A 15615-nucleotide genomic window follows, 5' to 3' on the forward strand; every position below is an offset into this window, starting at 1 on the left:
GCTCAAGCAGCGATCGTTGCGGCCGTCGGCATGACCGACGAGAGGTCGAGGACCCGGATCATGCGGCCATCGACGATGGTCAGCGCCTTGATGAAGGTCTGCGCCTCGTCAGCGGCGAGCGACGGCGGCGGCGCCAGATCATCCTGCGGAACGGTCAGGATGTCGGAGACGGCCTCCACCAGCAGGCCAACCGTGCGGCCCGCGATGTCGACCACGATGATGACGTTGCGGTCCGTCACCTGGCCCCGCGGCAGGCCGAGCCGCGTCGCGAGGTCGATCACCGGCAGCACGGTCCCGCGCAGGTTGATTACACCTCGGACATAGGCCGGCGAATGCGGCAGCGTCGTCGCACGGGTCCAACCGCGGATCTCGCGCACCGACATGATGTCGACGCTGTATTCCTGCTCTCCGACGCGGAACGACAGCAGCTCGACCGCGGCGCTTTTCTGCTTTTCGGTGCTCATCGGATGGTCATCCTGCGAGGGCCAGTTCGGCCCGGGTGGAAATTCTGCTGCGGCCGCTGGCATTGGCGATCAGATCGATCGGGTCGAGGATCAGCGCGATTTGCCCGTCGCCGAGGATGGTGGCCGCCGCGACGCCCGGCACGTGGCCGTAGCTGTCGTGCAGGCCCTTGATGACGACCTGCCGCTGGTCCTCGATCGCGTCGACGACGAGCGCGGTGCGTGAGTTGTCTTCCTGCGTGATGAGCAGGACGATGGCGCCTGAATAGTCGCCGCGCGGTGTCCGGTAGCCGAGTTCGGTGCCGAGATCGAGGAGCGGCAGGAAGGCATCGCGGACCCGCACGACCTGCGTCTCGGGCCCCAGCGTCCGCACATCTGTCGAATTGAGCGTTAGGGTTTCGACGATGGCCGCCAGCGGAATGACCAGCGTCTCCTCCTCGACCCGCACGACCATGCCGTCGAGCACGGCGAGGGTCAGCGGCAGCGAGATCGAGAAGGTCGTGCCCGCGCCCTCGCGCGACGTGATCGAGATGCGACCGCCGAGCGAGACAATCGCCGTCCTGACCACGTCCATCCCGACGCCACGGCCTGAGATGCTGGTGACCTCGGCCGCCGTCGAGAACCCTGGCATGAAGAGCAGGTTGTCGATCTCGCTCTCGGTGAGCTGCGCATCCGCGGGGATGAGCTTCTTCTCGATGGCCTTCTTCAGCACACGTGCGCGATTGATGCCGGCGCCGTCGTCGCCGATCTCGATGACAACACGGCCCGATCTGTGGCCGGCGCTCAGCGTGACCAGCCCCTCGGGCGACTTGCCAGCAGCGATCCGCGCCTCGGTCTTCTCCAGCCCGTGATCCACGGCGTTGCGGATCATGTGCATGAGTGGCTCGGCCAGAAGCTCGACCACCGTCTTGTCGATTTCGGTCGCCTCGCCATCGGTGTGCAGGCGCACGTCCTTGCCGACGGCCGCCGCGGCCTCGCGCACGATCCTGCCCATCCGCTGGAAGAGCGACTTGACCGGCTGCGCGCGGATCATCATCACGCATTCTTGGATGTCTCGCGTGAGCTGCAGAAACTCGTCGAGGCGGCTCGAAGCGGGAGAGGTTTGCGGCACGCCGGCCTCGCGCACCGACTGCGACAGCATCGCCTGGTTGATGACGAGCTCGCCCACGAGATTGACCAGCCGGTCGATCCGCTCAAGGTCGACGCGCACCGTTGCGTGAGGGGCGGTGGGCTTTCTGTCGCTGGCGGCGGAAGGTGCCGCGGTGAGGGCGGGTCGTGTCGCCGTGGAGGGAGGTGCAAGTGCGACCGCCACCGGCACTGCAACCGACTCCGGCACGGCTACCGGCTCCGGCTCCGGAGTGGGAGCGGCGGGCGCGTCGTGCTCCGGCTCCACCTCGGCGACTGGAAGGTCGAGCAGGGGCAGGTCAGCCTCGCCGAGCGCATCGGCATTGCTTTGCGCATCGTCGGCGGCCGTCTTGATGGAGAGCTCGCAGAGGCCGTCGACGAAGTCGAAGACCTCGCGGATCGTCGCCTCGTCGGTATCTGCCGTCAACAGTATGGTCCACGAGATGCAGGCCGCCGCCGGGTCGAGCGCATCAAGGTCCGGCACACGATCGGTGTCGGCGGTCACTTCGACCTCGCCCAGGTCGGCGAGGGCGCGCAGCAGGTAGAGCGGCTCGTTCCCGGTCGAGTAGAGCTCGTCCTTTGGCGCGAAGCGGATGAGCCAGGCGCCGGAGGCCGTCGCGCCTCCCTCGCCGAAGTCCATGCCGAAGTCGAGGTCCGGCAGCCCGCCGAGGCTCCCGAGGTCAGGCAGATCCCCGTCGCTGCCAAGCCCCGGCAGGTCGAGCGACATCGCCATGGGCTGGAAGTCTCCGATCTCTTCCTCCTCAAGATCGCCGCCCAGCGCCTCGAGCGCCTCAACGACCTGCTCGTGCGCCGCCGTCTCCAATGTCTCGCCGTCGCGTGTAGCGCGGACGTGGTCCGCCAGCAGGTCTCCGCACCGGAAGAAGAGCTTCAGCCGGTCGCCGTCGACATCGATCCTGCCCGACCGGACGCCGTCCAGCGCCGTCTCGAACGTGTGGGCAAAGGCCACCAGCGCGTCGAGCCCGAAGGCACCGGCGCCGCCCTTGATCGAGTGGACTGCGCGGAAGACGACGTTGATCGTCTCGCCGTCGGCCGCGCCGTCCTCGAGCATCTGCAAGCCGTCCTGCATCGCTTCGAGCAGCTCTTCGCACTCGATGAAGAACGAGGCGCGGATCTCTTCCATCGGGTCGGCCATCGTCGACTCCTTCAGCCGGCGACCATGTCAATGGCGCGGACGAGCTTTGCAGGATCGAAGGGCTTGACGATCCAGCCCGTCGCGCCGGCCTCGCGAGCCCGCTGCTTGAGCTCCGGCGCGCTCTCGGTCGTCAGCACCAGGATTGGCACGCCGCGGTACTCCGGCCGCTTGCGCACGGCGGAGATGAAGCCGAAGCCGTCCATCCGCGGCATGTTGATGTCGGTGATGATCGCGTCCGGCTCGAGCCCCTCGAGGACTTCCAGCCCGTGGACGCCGTCTTCGGCGAAGTGCGCCTTGATGCCGACTTCGGTCAGCGCGAGGCGCAACATGTCGCGCATCGTGCGGCTGTCGTCCACGGCGAGAACTGTGCGGGTCATGCTGTCGCTCCTTCGACGAGGCCCTCGGGCGTGAAGCCGAGGAGGCCGAGCTGCTCCACGCAAGCGTCGCTGACATTGACCAGCCTCAGCGCGTGACCCGAGGCGGCCCATGTCCTGGCAGCGGACACGATCACCTGGACGGCGAGGCTGCCGATGTGGCGGCTCGCGGCGGCATCGAGGTCGAGATCGGCGCCGCGCTGGCCGCGCAACTCGTCGGCCAGCGCAATAGCCGCCTTCTGGTCCAGCTTGACCGCAAGGGAGAGGCGCGTCGTCATTGCGGCCCCTCGCGTTCCTGCATGGCACGTGTCATCGAGCATCCCCGTCTCAGGCTCCGGCGGGAGCGATACGGGGCGCCGCGTTAAGGCCGGGTTACGGAAGGTTGACCTTTTGCCGCGTCAGACCATGAGCTGCGCGAGATGCGTGGCGCAGCCGGTCAGAGCCGCATAATCGTCCTCGACGACCGTCACCGAAAAGGTGTCCATGAAGCTGGCGAAGCGGCCCTTGTCCCGGAAGGCCTCGCGATAGCCCATCCGCGGCAGGTAGGGTGCGAACGAGCGCGCCACGCCGCCCACCAGAAAGATGCCGCCAAACGGAAGGTAGTTGAGCGCGAGGTCGCCCGTCACGACGCCCAGCATCTGCGAGAAGGTCCGCACCGCCGCCTCGGCCCGCGGATCGTCGCCGCTGGCACAGGACGCCGTGATGCCCCGGGCGGTCTGCGAGCGCGCGTCGCCTGCCTCTTCACCGAGCCAGGCATAGACGCGCTCTAGTCCACGGCCGGAGAGTACGTCCTCGACGGCTGCGAAGCCGTGGGCGCTTTCGACAAAGCGGGCGAGCCGCACCTGCGCGTCAGTGCGCACCGGCAGGCTTGCGTGGCCCGCCTCGGCGGCAGGCACGAAGCGCCCGCTCTCGGTGTCGTAGACCGGCGCCGCATTGAAGCCCGTCCCGATGCCGACCACAAGCTTGGTCGCAAGACGATCCGCCGCCTCTCCCTCGAAGATGGACGTGAGCTGCGACTGGTCGATGTGACCGATCGCGTGGCCCTGCGCCTGAAGGTCGTTCAGCACCGCCACGGTCCCGGCCCGGGTCGCGCGACCGACCGTGTCGCGGTCGATCACCCAGCCGAGGTTCGTGATCCTGGCGCGGCCGTCATGAACCGGGCCCGCCACGGCGACGCAGGCGCCGCGGCATTCGCCGGCGTGCTCGCTGGCACGGAGGTAGTCGGCGAGGATCCGGTCGATCCCGTCGTAACCGGCGTTTAGGAACCTCTCGACCGTCTCGGGCAGGACCGTCTTGCCGCGGGCGAGGGCGACGCGCGTGTTCGTCCCGCCGAGGTCGGCGACGAGAACGAGTGCCCCGTCGCTCATCGCGCCAGCGCCTGCGAGAGCTCGCGGAACGAGCGCTTCGGCGTCCGCTCGAGCGTCTCGAAGTCGACGTGCACCAGCCCGAACCGCTTTTCGTAGCCGAGCGCCCACTCGTAATTGTCGAGCAGCGACCAGACGAAGTAGCCGGCGACCGGCACCCCCTCCGCGATCGCCTGCCGGACCTGCGCGAGGTGCGCCTGGAGGAACTCCACACGCTGCCGGTCGTCGACCCCGCCGCCCTGCACCTCGTCGGGCGAGGCCAGTCCGTTCTCGGTCACGTAGATGGGCAGTCCGCCGGCATGCTCGTTGCAGTGGTGCAGGAAGTGGCGCAGGCCCTCGGGATAGATTTCCCAGTCCATGGCCGTCTTGGGCAGCGGACCCGGAACCTCGTGGTGCGACGGCCAGGGGCCATCGTCGGGCGCGATGATCTTGCGTGTGTAGTAGTTGACGCCCACCCAGTCCACCGGCTGCCCGATCACGTCGAAATCGTCCTGCCAGCCCTCGGGCAGGTGCGGGGCGAGGCCCTCCATCAGCTCCTCGGGGTATGACTTGCGGAAGATGCCGGAGAGGAAGAAGCGGTTGTAATAGGCGTCGTAGAGTGCCGCCGCGCGCCGCGCCTCGTCGCTCTCGTCGGCAGGCTGCGCGTACTCGAAATTGCAGACGGCGCCGAGGTTCTCCATCCCCAGCCCACGCATTGTCTCGATCGCCCGGCCATGCGCCAGCAGAACGTGATGCATCGCCCGTGCGGTCGCGCGGATGTCACGCATGCCCGGCGCGTGCTGTCCGAGGAAGTGCGACAGCCACGCGACGCACCAGGGCTCGTTGATCGGCGCGGCGGACCAGAGGCGGTCGCCGATCCGGCCCATGATCACCTCCGTGAAGTCGGCGAACCAGCCGGCGATATCGCGGTTGCGCCAGCCGCCGAGGTCGGCAAGGGGGGAGGGAAGCTCCCAATGGTAGAGAGTTGCCGCGGGTTTCAGTCCCCGTTCCAGTAGCCCGTCAACGAGCCGCTCGTAGAAGTCGAGCCCTTCGGCATTCGGCTGCCCGCGCCCCTCTGGGAGTACGCGCGCCCAACTGGTGGAAAAGCGGTAGACATCGAGGTTCGCCGCCGCCAGCAGGTCCAGGTCCTCCGGCCAGCGAGAGTAGTGGTCGCAGGCGAGCGCTCCGTTCTCGGCCCGCACCACGTTGCCGGGCGTCGCGGCGAACGTGTCCCAGTGGGTCGATCCGGCGTTGCCCCTGGCGTGGCCCTCGATCTGATAGCTCGACGTTGCGGCGCCGAAGAGAAAGCCTTCGGGAAAGTCCGCGCGCGTGAAGTCCATTACGCCTCCGGGTGCCGATCCGATCTCTGGCGTAGCGTCCGCCGCCGACGAGAGTCCAGCCGAAAGCCCCTTCGCCTTGCGACCGAAGTGGCTCGATGTCGCGCGTTGACTATCTCAGAGGCTTCGGCAACGCTCGGGCAACCAGGCGCAGCACGAAAGTTGCGCCGCCGAGACAACGACAAGGGAGGACACCTATGAGACGTGCACTGATCGCCGGCGTTGCAACGGCGGCGCTATCGGCCGGGATGGCTCACGCCCAAGACCTGACGTTTCCGATCGGCGAGGGCGAGTTCAACTGGCAGAGCTTCGACGAGTTCTCTTCGCAGAACGACCACAGCGGCGAGACGCTCAGCATCACGGGGCCTTGGACGGGGCCGGACAACGACCTGTTCCAGAGCGTGATCGACTACTTCGAAGAGGCGACCGGCGCGACCGTCAATTACTCGGGCTCCGACAGCTTCGAGCAGGACATCGTGATCTCGACCGAGGCCGGCTCGGCGCCGAACATGGCGGTGTTCCCGCAGCCGGGCCTGGCGGCCGACCTCGCGAGCCGCGGCGCCCTCGCGCCGCTCGAGGATGACACAGCCAACTGGATCGCCGAGAACTACGCGGCCGGCGAGAGCTGGGTCGACCTCGCGACCTTCCCGGGTCCCGACGGGCAGGAGGCGCTCTATGCCTTCCCCTACAAGATCGACGTGAAATCGATCGTCTGGTACGTGCCCGAGGCCTTCGAGGAGGCGGGTTACGAGATCCCGGAGACGATGGAGGATCTCAAGGCCCTGACCGAGCAGATCGTCGACGACGGCGGGACGCCCTGGTGCGTCGGCCTCGGCTCCGGCGCCGCGACGGGCTGGCCGGCGACGGACTGGGTCGAGGACATGATGCTGCGCGTCAACCCGCCCGAGGTCTACGACCAGTGGGTCTCGAACGAGATCCCGTTCGATGACGAGCGGGTGGTTCGCGCGATCGAGGAATATGGCTACTTCCTCGAGGATGGCCGCGTGGCCGGCGGACGTCAGGCTGCGGCGACGACCGACTTCCGCGACAGCCCCACGGGTCTCTTCACGTTCCCGCCCGAGTGCTACATGCTGAAGCAGGCGACCTTCATCCCCACCTTCTTCCCCGAGGGGACCGAAGTCGGCCTCGACGCCGACTTCTTCTACCTGCCGGCCTACGAGAGCGAGGATCTGGGGCGGCCGGTGCTGGGCGCCGGAACGCTCTTTGCGATCACGCAGGACAGCGAGGTCGCGCGGACCTTCATCGACTTCCTGCAGACGCCGATCGCGCACGAGATCTGGATGGCGCAGTCCGGCTTCCTCACGCCCTATGGCGAAGCGAATCCGGCCGTATTCCCCAGCGACGTGCAGCGCAACCTCAACGAGATCCTGACCAGCGCGACGACCTTCCGCTTCGACGCCTCCGACCTCATGCCGGGCGAGATCGGCGCGGGCGCGTTCTGGAGCGGCATGGTGGACTACACGACCGGCGCCGACGCCAGCGAGGTCGCAAGCAGCATTCAGCAGCGCTGGGACAGCATCCAGTGAGGCCCACCGGCCGAACGGCCGGCCGACGTACGCGGAGGGCCTTCGCAGCACGATTGCGGGGGCCATAGAAAGAGGGGGGAGCTTGCATGAACCCGATCATCGCGGGTCTTGTCACGATCGTCGTCGGGGTTGGCGGCTGCGTCGGATATTTTTACCTTTCGAACCTGCTGCTCGACAAAGTGATCTTCCCGGCGCGCGGAGAGAACATCTCGCGCAACATCAACCGCGCCAACGCGGTGCGGCCGTGGCTCTTCATGTTTCCGGCGATCTTCGCGCTCGGGCTCTATCTCGTCTATCCGGTGATCGGCTCGTTCTGGCGGTCGCTCTACAACCGCGCCGGGAATGAGTTCATCGGCTTCGGCAACTATCAGGCGCTGTTCACCAGCGGCGACTTCCAGGTCGCGTTCTTCAACAACCTGCTCTGGGTGCTGGTGGTGCCGGCGGCGTCTACTTTCCTCGGGCTTGTCATCGCGCAGCTCACCGACCGGCTCAGCTGGGGCAACATCGCCAAGTCGCTGATCTTCATGCCGATGGCGATCAGCTTCGTCGGCGCGTCGCTGATCTGGAAGTTCGTCTACGCCAACGATCCCGACATCGGCCTGATCAACGCGATCCGCGACTTCTTCGGCCTCGGCGTAATTGACCCGATGCTGGTGCCGTTCTGGAACAACTTCTTCCTCATGGTCATCCTGATCTGGATCCAGACCGGCTTCGCCATGGTAATCCTGTCGGCCGCGCTGCGCGGCATCCCTGAAGAGACAGTCGAGGCCGCCATCATCGACGGCGCCAACCCGTTCCAGATCTTCTTCAGGATCAAGGTGCCCCAGATCATGGGGACGATCGTGGTCGTCTGGACCACGATCACCATCCTCGTGCTCAAGGTCTTCGACATCGTCTACACGATGACCGGCGGCGAGTTCGACACCGAGATCCTGCCTAGCTTCATGATGGACTACATGTTCCGCGACGACGGCATCGCGACCGCGGTGGCCTTCGTCATCATGATCGTCGTGCTGCCGGTGATGATCTGGAACATCGTTCAGGCGCGCAGGGAACTGCGCTGAGGGGGAGAGGGAAATGGACAACATCGCAGGCTCCAAATCCAGCCTGGGCTGGGCCGTCAACATCACTGTCCTCGTCATCGTGGTTCTCTGGCTGATCCCGACCGTCGGGCTCTTCGTCTCGTCCTTCCGTGACCGCGACCAGATCTCGGTCTCCGGCTGGTGGCAGGCGCCGTTCGCGGTGGACCTGACCTTCCGCAGTCGCGCCGCGTCGGAGCCTGTTCAGCAGGACGGACTCTGGATCTACGAGGGTAATCTCTTCGCCGAGGATGCCGCACTTGCGCAGACCTTTGGCGAGGGCTCCGGCGAGATCACCGCCTTCGGCAACCGCGGGACGCAGCCCGCGGCCTACGTCGCCGGCGAGGAGGTCGATCTCGGGGACGGCGAGACGCTGCTGGTCAATTCCGACGGCACCTACCGCTTCACCGCGGCGGAGGAGCCGCGACGACCGCCCACGGTCTATTTCGAGGCCGAGACGCCGCCGGAGTTCACGCTCGACAACTACCGGACCGTGTTGACGGCCGACAACATGGACCTTGCCTTCATCAATACGCTTACGGTGACCATCCCGGCGACGGTCATCCCGATCCTCATCGCGGCCTTCGCGGCATATTCGCTGGCGTGGATGGATTTTCCCGGACGTGGGCTGCTGATCGCCGCGGTCGTCGGCCTTCTCGTCGTGCCGCTGCAGCTGGCACTCGTGCCGATGCTGAGGCTGCACAACGCGATCGGCATCGGCCAGAGCTTTCTCGGCATCTGGCTTGCGCACACCGCGTTCGGCATGCCGCTCGCGATCTATCTGCTCAGAAACTACATGGTCGGCCTGCCGCGCGACATCATCGAGAGCGCCAAGGTCGACGGCGCGACGGATTTCCAGGTCTTCACGAAGATCATCCTGCCGCTCAGCTTCCCGGCGCTCGCCGCCTTCGCGATCTTCCAGTTCCTCTGGACCTGGAACGACCTGCTGGTAGCGAAGGTGTTCCTGCCCTCCGACGACGCGAGCAAGGTGATGACGGTAAAGATTGCCGACGACCTGCTCGGCTCGCGAGGAGGCGACTGGGGTATTTTGGCGACGGCGGCGTTCGTCTCGATTGCGGTGCCACTCATCGTGTTCTTCACGATGCAGCGCTACCTCGTCCGCGGTCTGCTCGCAGGATCGGTGAAGTGAGCGGCTTGACCGCCAGACATAGCACGAGGCGATCCGGCCTCGGCCAGACGTCCGGACTTACCGGGCGCGGCGAATGGAACATGAGGGAGGAAATGACATGGCCGATCTCGTCCTGAAGGACGTCGAGAAGTCCTATGGCAGCGTCAAGGTCCTGTCGAACATCAACCTGGACATCAAGCGCGGTGAACTCATTGTCTTCGTCGGACCGTCCGGCTGCGGTAAGTCGACGCTGCTGCGGATGATCGCCGGGCTCGAGCGGATCACCGGTGGGACGCTCACCATCGACGGGCAGGTGGTCAACGACGTACCCCCGGCGCAGCGCGGCATAGCAATGGTCTTCCAGTCCTACGCGCTCTATCCGCACATGACCGTGCGCGACAACATGGCCTTCGCGCTCAAGATCGCCAAGAAGTCGAAGGAGGAGATCGACGCGGCGGTTGGCAAGGCCGCGCGTATCCTCCAGCTCGACCCCTACCTCGACCGTCTGCCCAAGGCGCTGTCCGGCGGACAGCGGCAGCGGGTGGCGATCGGGCGCTCGATCGTGCGCGACCCGAAGGTCTATCTCTTTGACGAGCCGCTCTCGAACCTCGACGCCGCGTTGCGAGTGGCCACCCGTATCGAGATCGCCCAGCTCAAGGAGGCGATGCCGGACTCGACGATGATCTACGTCACCCACGACCAGGTCGAGGCGATGACGCTCGCCACGCGCATCGTCGTGCTGGCCGGCGGCGGGATCGCGCAGGTGGGCTCGCCGCTCGAGCTCTACGAGCGGCCGCAGAACGAGTTCGTGGCGCAGTTCATCGGCTCTCCCTCCATGAACCTGCTGCCGGGTGAGATCGTGGGCACCGGCACCACCACGACGGTCCGAATGAAGGCCGGCGGTACTGCGGTTTCGAACTATCCCAGCCAACCCGGCGACGAAGGGATGCAGGTCAACGTCGGCGTCCGCCCCGAGGATTTCCTCGAGACCGAGGGCGAGCCGATCTTCGAGGGCAAGGTCGACATTACCGAGGCCCTGGGCGAGGTGACGATCCTCTACTACGAGCGCGTCGACGGCGCCGCACCGGTCATCGCCAAGCTGCCCGGCATCCACAAGGATCTGCGCGGCAAGGTCGTCAAGCTCGCCGCCGATCCCTCCAAGGTCCACGTCTTCCACAAGGAACAATCGCTCCTCTACCGCCACGAGCCGCACCAGAAGATCGCCGCCCAGCCGCACTAGCGGCAGCGGCAGGCAGCGGATTTCGGGGCGCGGGACGGCACTCTGGTCGCGTTGTAGGAGCAGTGCTCGCGGAGGCAGGGTTGACCGCTCGAGGCGCTAGTGCGGGCGACTACAAGCAGCGCCTCTATTGAAATTCGTGGATGCACACTGCGAACCTTCGGTCGGGCAGCGTAATAGATAGTTGTCGGCACGTGGACGAACCGGATGTCGCAGGCAGAACGTCCAGCCACTTGAGCGCATCACTTGCTAACCGCACGCATGGGCGGGCGTTCGAGGATCTCTGTCGCGCAAATGAGGCGGCCAGGCAGTCTGCGCTCTCGGCCCTTCGCGCTCTGCTGGTACTGAATGGCGGGAGTGCGATCGCACTACTGACCTTCGTGGGCAGCTTGGCGACCTCGCCTGACGAAAGACTGGATCCGTTGGCACTCTCTATGCCACTGCGCTGGTTTGCCGATGGAGCTGGAGCGGCGGTGATTGGCACTGCCACCGCGTATCTCACGAACTACGCCTTGGCCGGAGCTAGCTCGAAGCAGGTCTTGATGTGGGACCACCCGTATCTGGAAGAGTCGCCGGCATCGGTCCGGTAGCAGCTCCTTGCCAACGCTCTGCACGCCTTGGCAATCGCGATCAGCGGCGGCGCGCTGATCCTGTTCTTCGTCGACGTGGATTCCACAGTCGCGGCGGTATCGCCCTAGTCAGCCGCGCCCCAACCTCCGCCTCCTGGCGTCAGCATCTCGAATGCGTCTCCTGCCTCCAGCTGCGACTCGGAATTCCCCGGCATCACCTCGCGCGCGCCATCCGCCCTGAGCACTGTGTTCTCGCCGCAGGCGCCCGGCTCGCCGCCGTGGGCGCCTGGGGGTGGAACTTCGCGATGCGAACTGAGGGTGGTGACGGTGACGGGGGCGAGGAAGCGAACGATGCGGTGAATGCCGTCGCCGCCGCACCATTCGCCGGCGCCGCCTGAGCCGCGGCGGAGGGCCATGCGCTCGACGCGAACGGGGAAGCGGGTCTCGAGGACCTCGGGGTCGGTCATGCGGGTGTTGGTCATGTGGGAGTGAACGCCGGACGCGCCGTGCCAGCCGGGACCGGCGCCGGTGCCGCCGGCGATGGTCTCGTAGTTCTGGAACCGCTCGTTGCCCCAGACAAAGTTGTTCATCGTGCCTTGGCTGCCGGCGATCACGCCGAGCGCGCCGAAGAGGCAGTCGGCGATCGCCTGGCTGACTTCGGTATTGCCGGCGATGACCGCCGCGCCGGGGCGCGGGTTTATCATCGAGCCCTCGGGCAGGATCAGGCGCAGCGGCTTGAGACAGCCCTCGTTCAGCGGGATGTCGCGGCCGACCAGCGTGCGAAAGACATAGAGCGTGACCGCCTTCACGATGGCGGCGGGCGCGTTGTAGTTGCGCGGGTGCTGGGGCGAGGTGCCGGTAAAGTCGATCACAGCCTCGCCGGCCCCGGTGTCGACCGAGAGCGTGACGCAGATCTCGGAGCCGTCGTCCAGCGGATAGGTGGAGGTGCCGTCAGTCAGGCGGCCGATGACACGGCGCACAGAGGCCTCGGCGTTGGCCTGGACGTGCACCATGTAGGCAAGCACCGTGTCGCTGCCGAAGGTGTCGATCATTCGACCGAGCTCGCGTATGCCGGTGGCGTTGGCGGCGATCTGCGCCTCGAGGTCGGCCATGTTCTGGTCGATGTCGCGGCAGGGCCATGGGCCGGAGCCGAGGAGCGCCCGCGTCTCGGCCTCGCGCAGGCGGCCACCCTCGACCAGCTTGAAGTTGTCGATCAGCACGCCCTCGTCCTCGGTTCGTGTGCTGTCGGGGGGAGAGGAGCCTGGGGTGCGGCCTCCTATATCGGCGTGATGCCCGCGGGAGCCAACGTAGAAGATGATCTCGCCGCCGTCGAAGACGGGCGTGATGACGGTGACGTCGGGCAGGTGGGTGCCGCCGTTGAACGGCGCGTTCAGCATGAAGGCGTCGCCGGGGCGCATGGCGCCGGCGTTCAGGCGTGCGACGGTGCGGACGCTGTCGGACATCGAGCCGAGGTGGACCGGAACGTGCGGCGCGTTGGCGACGAGGTTGCCTTCGCCGTCGAAGAGCGCGCAGGAGAAGTCCATGCGCTCCTTGATGTTCACTGAGTAGGCGGTGTTGGCGAGGGTGGCGCCCATCTGGTCGGCGATCGACATGAAGAGGTTGTTGAATACCTCCAGCATGATCGGGTCGGCCTCGGTGCCCAGCGCCCGCTCGTCGCGTTTCGCCTCGGTCCGCTCGACGACCAGGTTGCCGTGCGCGTCGATCCGGGCGGTCCAGCCGGGGTCGATGACGTTCGTCCCGGTCCGTTCTACGATAATCGCGGGCCCCGGCACGGAAGCGCCGTTAAGCAGGAGGGCGCGGTCGTGGAGCGGGACGACGGTCCGTTCGCCGCCGAAGACCACTTCGACATCGTCGATCGGCTCCAACTCGCCTTCCGAGGGCGGGGCGGGTGCGGTGGCGTCGTCGGTTCGGCCGATGGCCTCGACCTCGAGCATGTCGAAGACGGGCTCGCGCCCTTCGGGCGCGAAGCCGAAGCGGGCGCGGTGCGCGTCGGCGAAGGCGCGGGCCATCTCGTCGCCAGGACCGAAAGGGACGTCGAGGCTGCGCTGTGAGCCGTGATAGCGGAGGTGCGCCCGCGACACCGTCTCGACCGCCTCCTGCGGTACGCCCTGGTGCACAACCTCGTCACGCGCGTCGATGATCAGCCGGTTGATCTCGGCCCGCGCCACTTCGATCTCGGCAAGCGGTCGCTGGAACTGCACCTCGCGTAGCGACCGGATGTCGGCGAGGCCCATGCCGAAGGCGGAGAGGACACCGGCAAATGGATGCACGAAGACTCGCCGCATCCCGAGCGCGTCGGCCACCTGGCAGGCGTGCTGGCCGCCCGCGCCGCCAAAGCAGCTGAGCGTGTAGCGGGTGACGTCGTAGCCGCGCTCGACGCTGATCTTCTTGATGGCCTGCGCCATGTTGCCGACGGCGATGCGCAGGAAGCCCTCGGCGGTCTCCTCGGGGCTGAGCGGCTCGCGGCCGGTGGCTTCGGCGATCTCGGCCGCCAATGCCGCGAATTTCTCGCGCACGATCCCCGCGTCGAGCGGCTGGTCGCCTTTGGGTCCGAACACGGCCGGGAAATGGCGGGGCGAGAGCTTGCCCAGCATGACGTTGCAGTCCGTCACCGTCAGGGGGCCGCCGCGGCGGTAGCAGGCCGGACCGGGATCGGCGCCTGCGCTTTCGGGGCCCACCTGGTATCGGTCCTCGCGGAACGACAGGATCGATCCACCGCCTGCGGCGACCGTGTGGATGTGCATCATCGGCGCGCGCATCCGGACGCCCGCGACCTCCGTCTCGAACGACCGCTCGTAGGCGCCGGCATAGTGGCAGACGTCCGTGGACGTGCCCCCCATGTCAAAGCCGATCAGCCGGCCGAAGCCTGCCGCCTCGGCGGTCTTGACCATGCCGACAACGCCACCCGCGGGTCCGGAGAGAATGGCGTCGCGTCCCTGGAAGAGGGTGGCGTCGGTCAGGCCGCCGCTCGACTGCATGAAGAACAGCCGCTCGCAGGCGCCACCGACGTCGATCGCGCCCGCGACCCGGTCAACGTAGCGTCGCAGGACCGGCGTGAGGTAGGCGTCCACCACCGCCGTGTCGCCGCGGCCGACGAGCTTGATGAGCTTGCTCGCCTCGTGACTGGGCGTGATCTGGGTGAAGCCGACGTCGTGGGCGATCTCACCGACCCGCTTCTCATGCGCCGGATTGAGGTAGCCGTGCATGAAGGTGATGGCGACCGACCTCAGACCTCGTCCGTACGCGGCCTCGAGGGCGGTGCGGGCGGCATCGTCGTCGAGCGGTTTGATGACCTCGCCCCGCGCGTCGAGCCGCTCCGGCACCTCGGCCACCTCTGCGTAGAGCAGCTCGGGCAGGCGGATGTGCAGGTCGAAGAGCCGCGGGCGGGCTTGCGTGCCGATGCGGAGGAGATCGGCGAAGCCGTGCGTGATGAGCAGGAGCGTCGGCTCGCCCTTGCGCTCGAGGAGCGCGTTGGTGGCGACCGTCGTACCCATCCTCACCGCGCCGATGCCACCCGCAGGAAAAGCGCCGTCGATGCCCATCATTCGGCGGATGCCCTCGACCGCGGCGTCCTCGTAGAGGCCGGGGTTCTCCGAGAGCAGCTTCATCGTGTGCAGCGTGCCGTCGGGCGCGCGGCCGACGAGGTCGGTGAAGGTGCCGCCGCGGTCGACCATGAACTGCCATTTCGCCTCGGGCATCGCGCCAGTCCTCGCAAACCTGCTCGCGTTCGTCCCTTAACGTTGCGCCGTGCCAGGGCAAGACCAACGAGGCGAGAGGACCAATGCTGATCGTAGCGGCGGCGCCGGCCGCGACACCCGCGCTTGCCAAGGATAGAATATGCCCCCGCCCGACATCGACTGGGTTTCCCCACACGCAGAAAATCCTGCGGTTCGCGGTCGCACGACCGGCGCGAGATCTCCAGACCGCAGGCGAGGTCCAGTTGGTGGGCGGACCTGAAGAGGCTGCGCTCTGGCGCATACAACGCTCAATCTCGCAGAGCTCGCGCAGGCCACCGACGCCGCGCCGGTGCAGGTCGATTCGGCCGAGATCCCGCAGGCTTGGCCACGGGACTGGTCGAGGCGGTGACGACCTCCTCGGGGCTGCAGCGAAACCTCTCCGCGTGGGTCGGTGGGTTCGACCTGTCGCCGAGCGCTTCTGGCGGCGCGCCTGCGTTGATCTTGGCGTTCCCGTCCATCGTGACAGCGCTTCCCTCGGCGGTGGGACAAGGGGTTGTACGTTG

Annotated in this window: 11 protein-coding genes; 4 read left to right on the forward strand and 7 right to left on the reverse strand. The window is 67.0% G+C overall.

Going from position 1 to position 15615, the window contains the following annotated elements; translation table 11 throughout:
• Nucleotides 1-2 precede the first annotated feature (2 nt).
• From JM664_RS07660 to JM664_RS07685, 6 genes are all read right to left on the reverse strand, one after another.
• Nucleotides 3-464 (reverse strand): chemotaxis protein CheW, encoded by a 462-nt coding sequence (locus JM664_RS07660; protein WP_227419330.1) that lies wholly within the window; start codon nt 462-464, stop codon nt 3-5.
• A 7-nt stretch (nt 465-471) separates the two neighbouring features.
• The gene (locus tag JM664_RS07665) at nt 472-2739 is read right to left on the reverse strand and encodes a chemotaxis protein CheA (RefSeq protein WP_227419331.1); all 2268 of its coding nucleotides are present in this window, start codon (nt 2737-2739) and stop codon (nt 472-474) included.
• Nucleotides 2740-2750: 11 nt separating this feature from the next.
• Complete coding sequence (locus tag JM664_RS07670) at nt 2751-3116, reverse strand: response regulator (RefSeq protein WP_227419332.1); 366 nt, start codon at nt 3114-3116, stop codon at nt 2751-2753.
• On the reverse strand, nt 3113-3391 hold the full coding sequence (locus JM664_RS07675) for an STAS domain-containing protein (protein WP_227419333.1): 279 nt from the start codon (nt 3389-3391) through the stop codon (nt 3113-3115). The genes JM664_RS07670 and JM664_RS07675 overlap by 4 nt, the downstream gene beginning before the upstream one ends.
• Before the next feature lie 120 nt (nt 3392-3511).
• Nucleotides 3512-4480 carry a glucokinase gene (locus JM664_RS07680; protein WP_227419334.1) on the reverse strand — a complete coding sequence of 323 codons (969 nt, stop codon included), beginning with the start codon at nt 4478-4480 and terminating at the stop codon, nt 3512-3514.
• Entirely contained in the window at nt 4477-5796 is a 1320-nt protein-coding gene (locus JM664_RS07685; RefSeq protein WP_227419335.1) for a GH1 family beta-glucosidase, read from the reverse strand. The genes JM664_RS07680 and JM664_RS07685 overlap by 4 nt, the downstream gene beginning before the upstream one ends.
• Before the next feature lie 194 nt (nt 5797-5990).
• On the opposite strand from JM664_RS07685, the gene JM664_RS07690 reads away from it, so the two are divergent.
• The 4 genes from JM664_RS07690 (at nt 5991) to JM664_RS07705 (ending at nt 10788) form a co-directional block, all read left to right on the forward strand.
• A complete protein-coding gene (locus JM664_RS07690) occupies nt 5991-7340 on the forward strand; it encodes an ABC transporter substrate-binding protein (protein ID WP_227419336.1) in 1350 nt (449 codons plus the stop codon).
• An 86-nt stretch (nt 7341-7426) separates the two neighbouring features.
• Nucleotides 7427-8404 (forward strand): carbohydrate ABC transporter permease, encoded by a 978-nt coding sequence (locus JM664_RS07695; protein WP_227419337.1) that lies wholly within the window; start codon nt 7427-7429, stop codon nt 8402-8404.
• Between the two features lie 13 nt (nt 8405-8417).
• Nucleotides 8418-9569 carry a carbohydrate ABC transporter permease gene (locus tag JM664_RS07700; RefSeq protein ID WP_227419338.1) on the forward strand — a complete coding sequence of 384 codons (1152 nt, stop codon included), beginning with the start codon at nt 8418-8420 and terminating at the stop codon, nt 9567-9569.
• A 97-nt stretch (nt 9570-9666) separates the two neighbouring features.
• A complete protein-coding gene (locus JM664_RS07705; protein WP_227419339.1) occupies nt 9667-10788 on the forward strand; it encodes an ABC transporter ATP-binding protein in 1122 nt (373 codons plus the stop codon).
• A 691-nt stretch (nt 10789-11479) separates the two neighbouring features.
• Here the strand turns inward: JM664_RS07705 and JM664_RS07710 are convergent.
• The gene (locus JM664_RS07710; RefSeq protein WP_227419340.1) at nt 11480-15073 is read right to left on the reverse strand and encodes a hydantoinase B/oxoprolinase family protein; all 3594 of its coding nucleotides are present in this window, start codon (nt 15071-15073) and stop codon (nt 11480-11482) included.
• Between the last annotated feature and the right edge of the window lie 542 nt (nt 15074-15615).

Origin of the sequence: Roseitranquillus sediminis (assembly GCF_016918935.1) — a bacterium.
Classification (GTDB): Bacteria; Pseudomonadota; Alphaproteobacteria; order Rhodobacterales; family Rhodobacteraceae; genus Roseitranquillus; species Roseitranquillus sediminis.

What these genes read in the sequence shown, in the direction of transcription:
- JM664_RS07660 (WP_227419330.1), bottom strand. Translation starts at nt 464, where the DNA reads ATGAGCACCGAAAAGCAGAAAAGCGCCGCGGTCGAGCTGCTGTCGTTC.
- JM664_RS07665 (WP_227419331.1), bottom strand. Translation starts at nt 2,739, where the DNA reads ATGGCCGACCCGATGGAAGAGATCCGCGCCTCGTTCTTCATCGAGTGC.
- JM664_RS07670 (WP_227419332.1), bottom strand. Translation starts at nt 3,116, where the DNA reads ATGACCCGCACAGTTCTCGCCGTGGACGACAGCCGCACGATGCGCGAC.
- JM664_RS07675 (WP_227419333.1), bottom strand. Translation starts at nt 3,391, where the DNA reads ATGACGACGCGCCTCTCCCTTGCGGTCAAGCTGGACCAGAAGGCGGCT.
- JM664_RS07680 (WP_227419334.1), bottom strand. Translation starts at nt 4,480, where the DNA reads ATGAGCGACGGGGCACTCGTTCTCGTCGCCGACCTCGGCGGGACGAAC.
- JM664_RS07685 (WP_227419335.1), bottom strand. Translation starts at nt 5,796, where the DNA reads ATGGACTTCACGCGCGCGGACTTTCCCGAAGGCTTTCTCTTCGGCGCC.
- JM664_RS07690 (WP_227419336.1), top strand. Translation starts at nt 5,991, where the DNA reads ATGAGACGTGCACTGATCGCCGGCGTTGCAACGGCGGCGCTATCGGCC.
- JM664_RS07695 (WP_227419337.1), top strand. Translation starts at nt 7,427, where the DNA reads ATGAACCCGATCATCGCGGGTCTTGTCACGATCGTCGTCGGGGTTGGC.
- JM664_RS07700 (WP_227419338.1), top strand. Translation starts at nt 8,418, where the DNA reads ATGGACAACATCGCAGGCTCCAAATCCAGCCTGGGCTGGGCCGTCAAC.
- JM664_RS07705 (WP_227419339.1), top strand. Translation starts at nt 9,667, where the DNA reads ATGGCCGATCTCGTCCTGAAGGACGTCGAGAAGTCCTATGGCAGCGTC.
- JM664_RS07710 (WP_227419340.1), bottom strand. Translation starts at nt 15,073, where the DNA reads ATGCCCGAGGCGAAATGGCAGTTCATGGTCGACCGCGGCGGCACCTTC.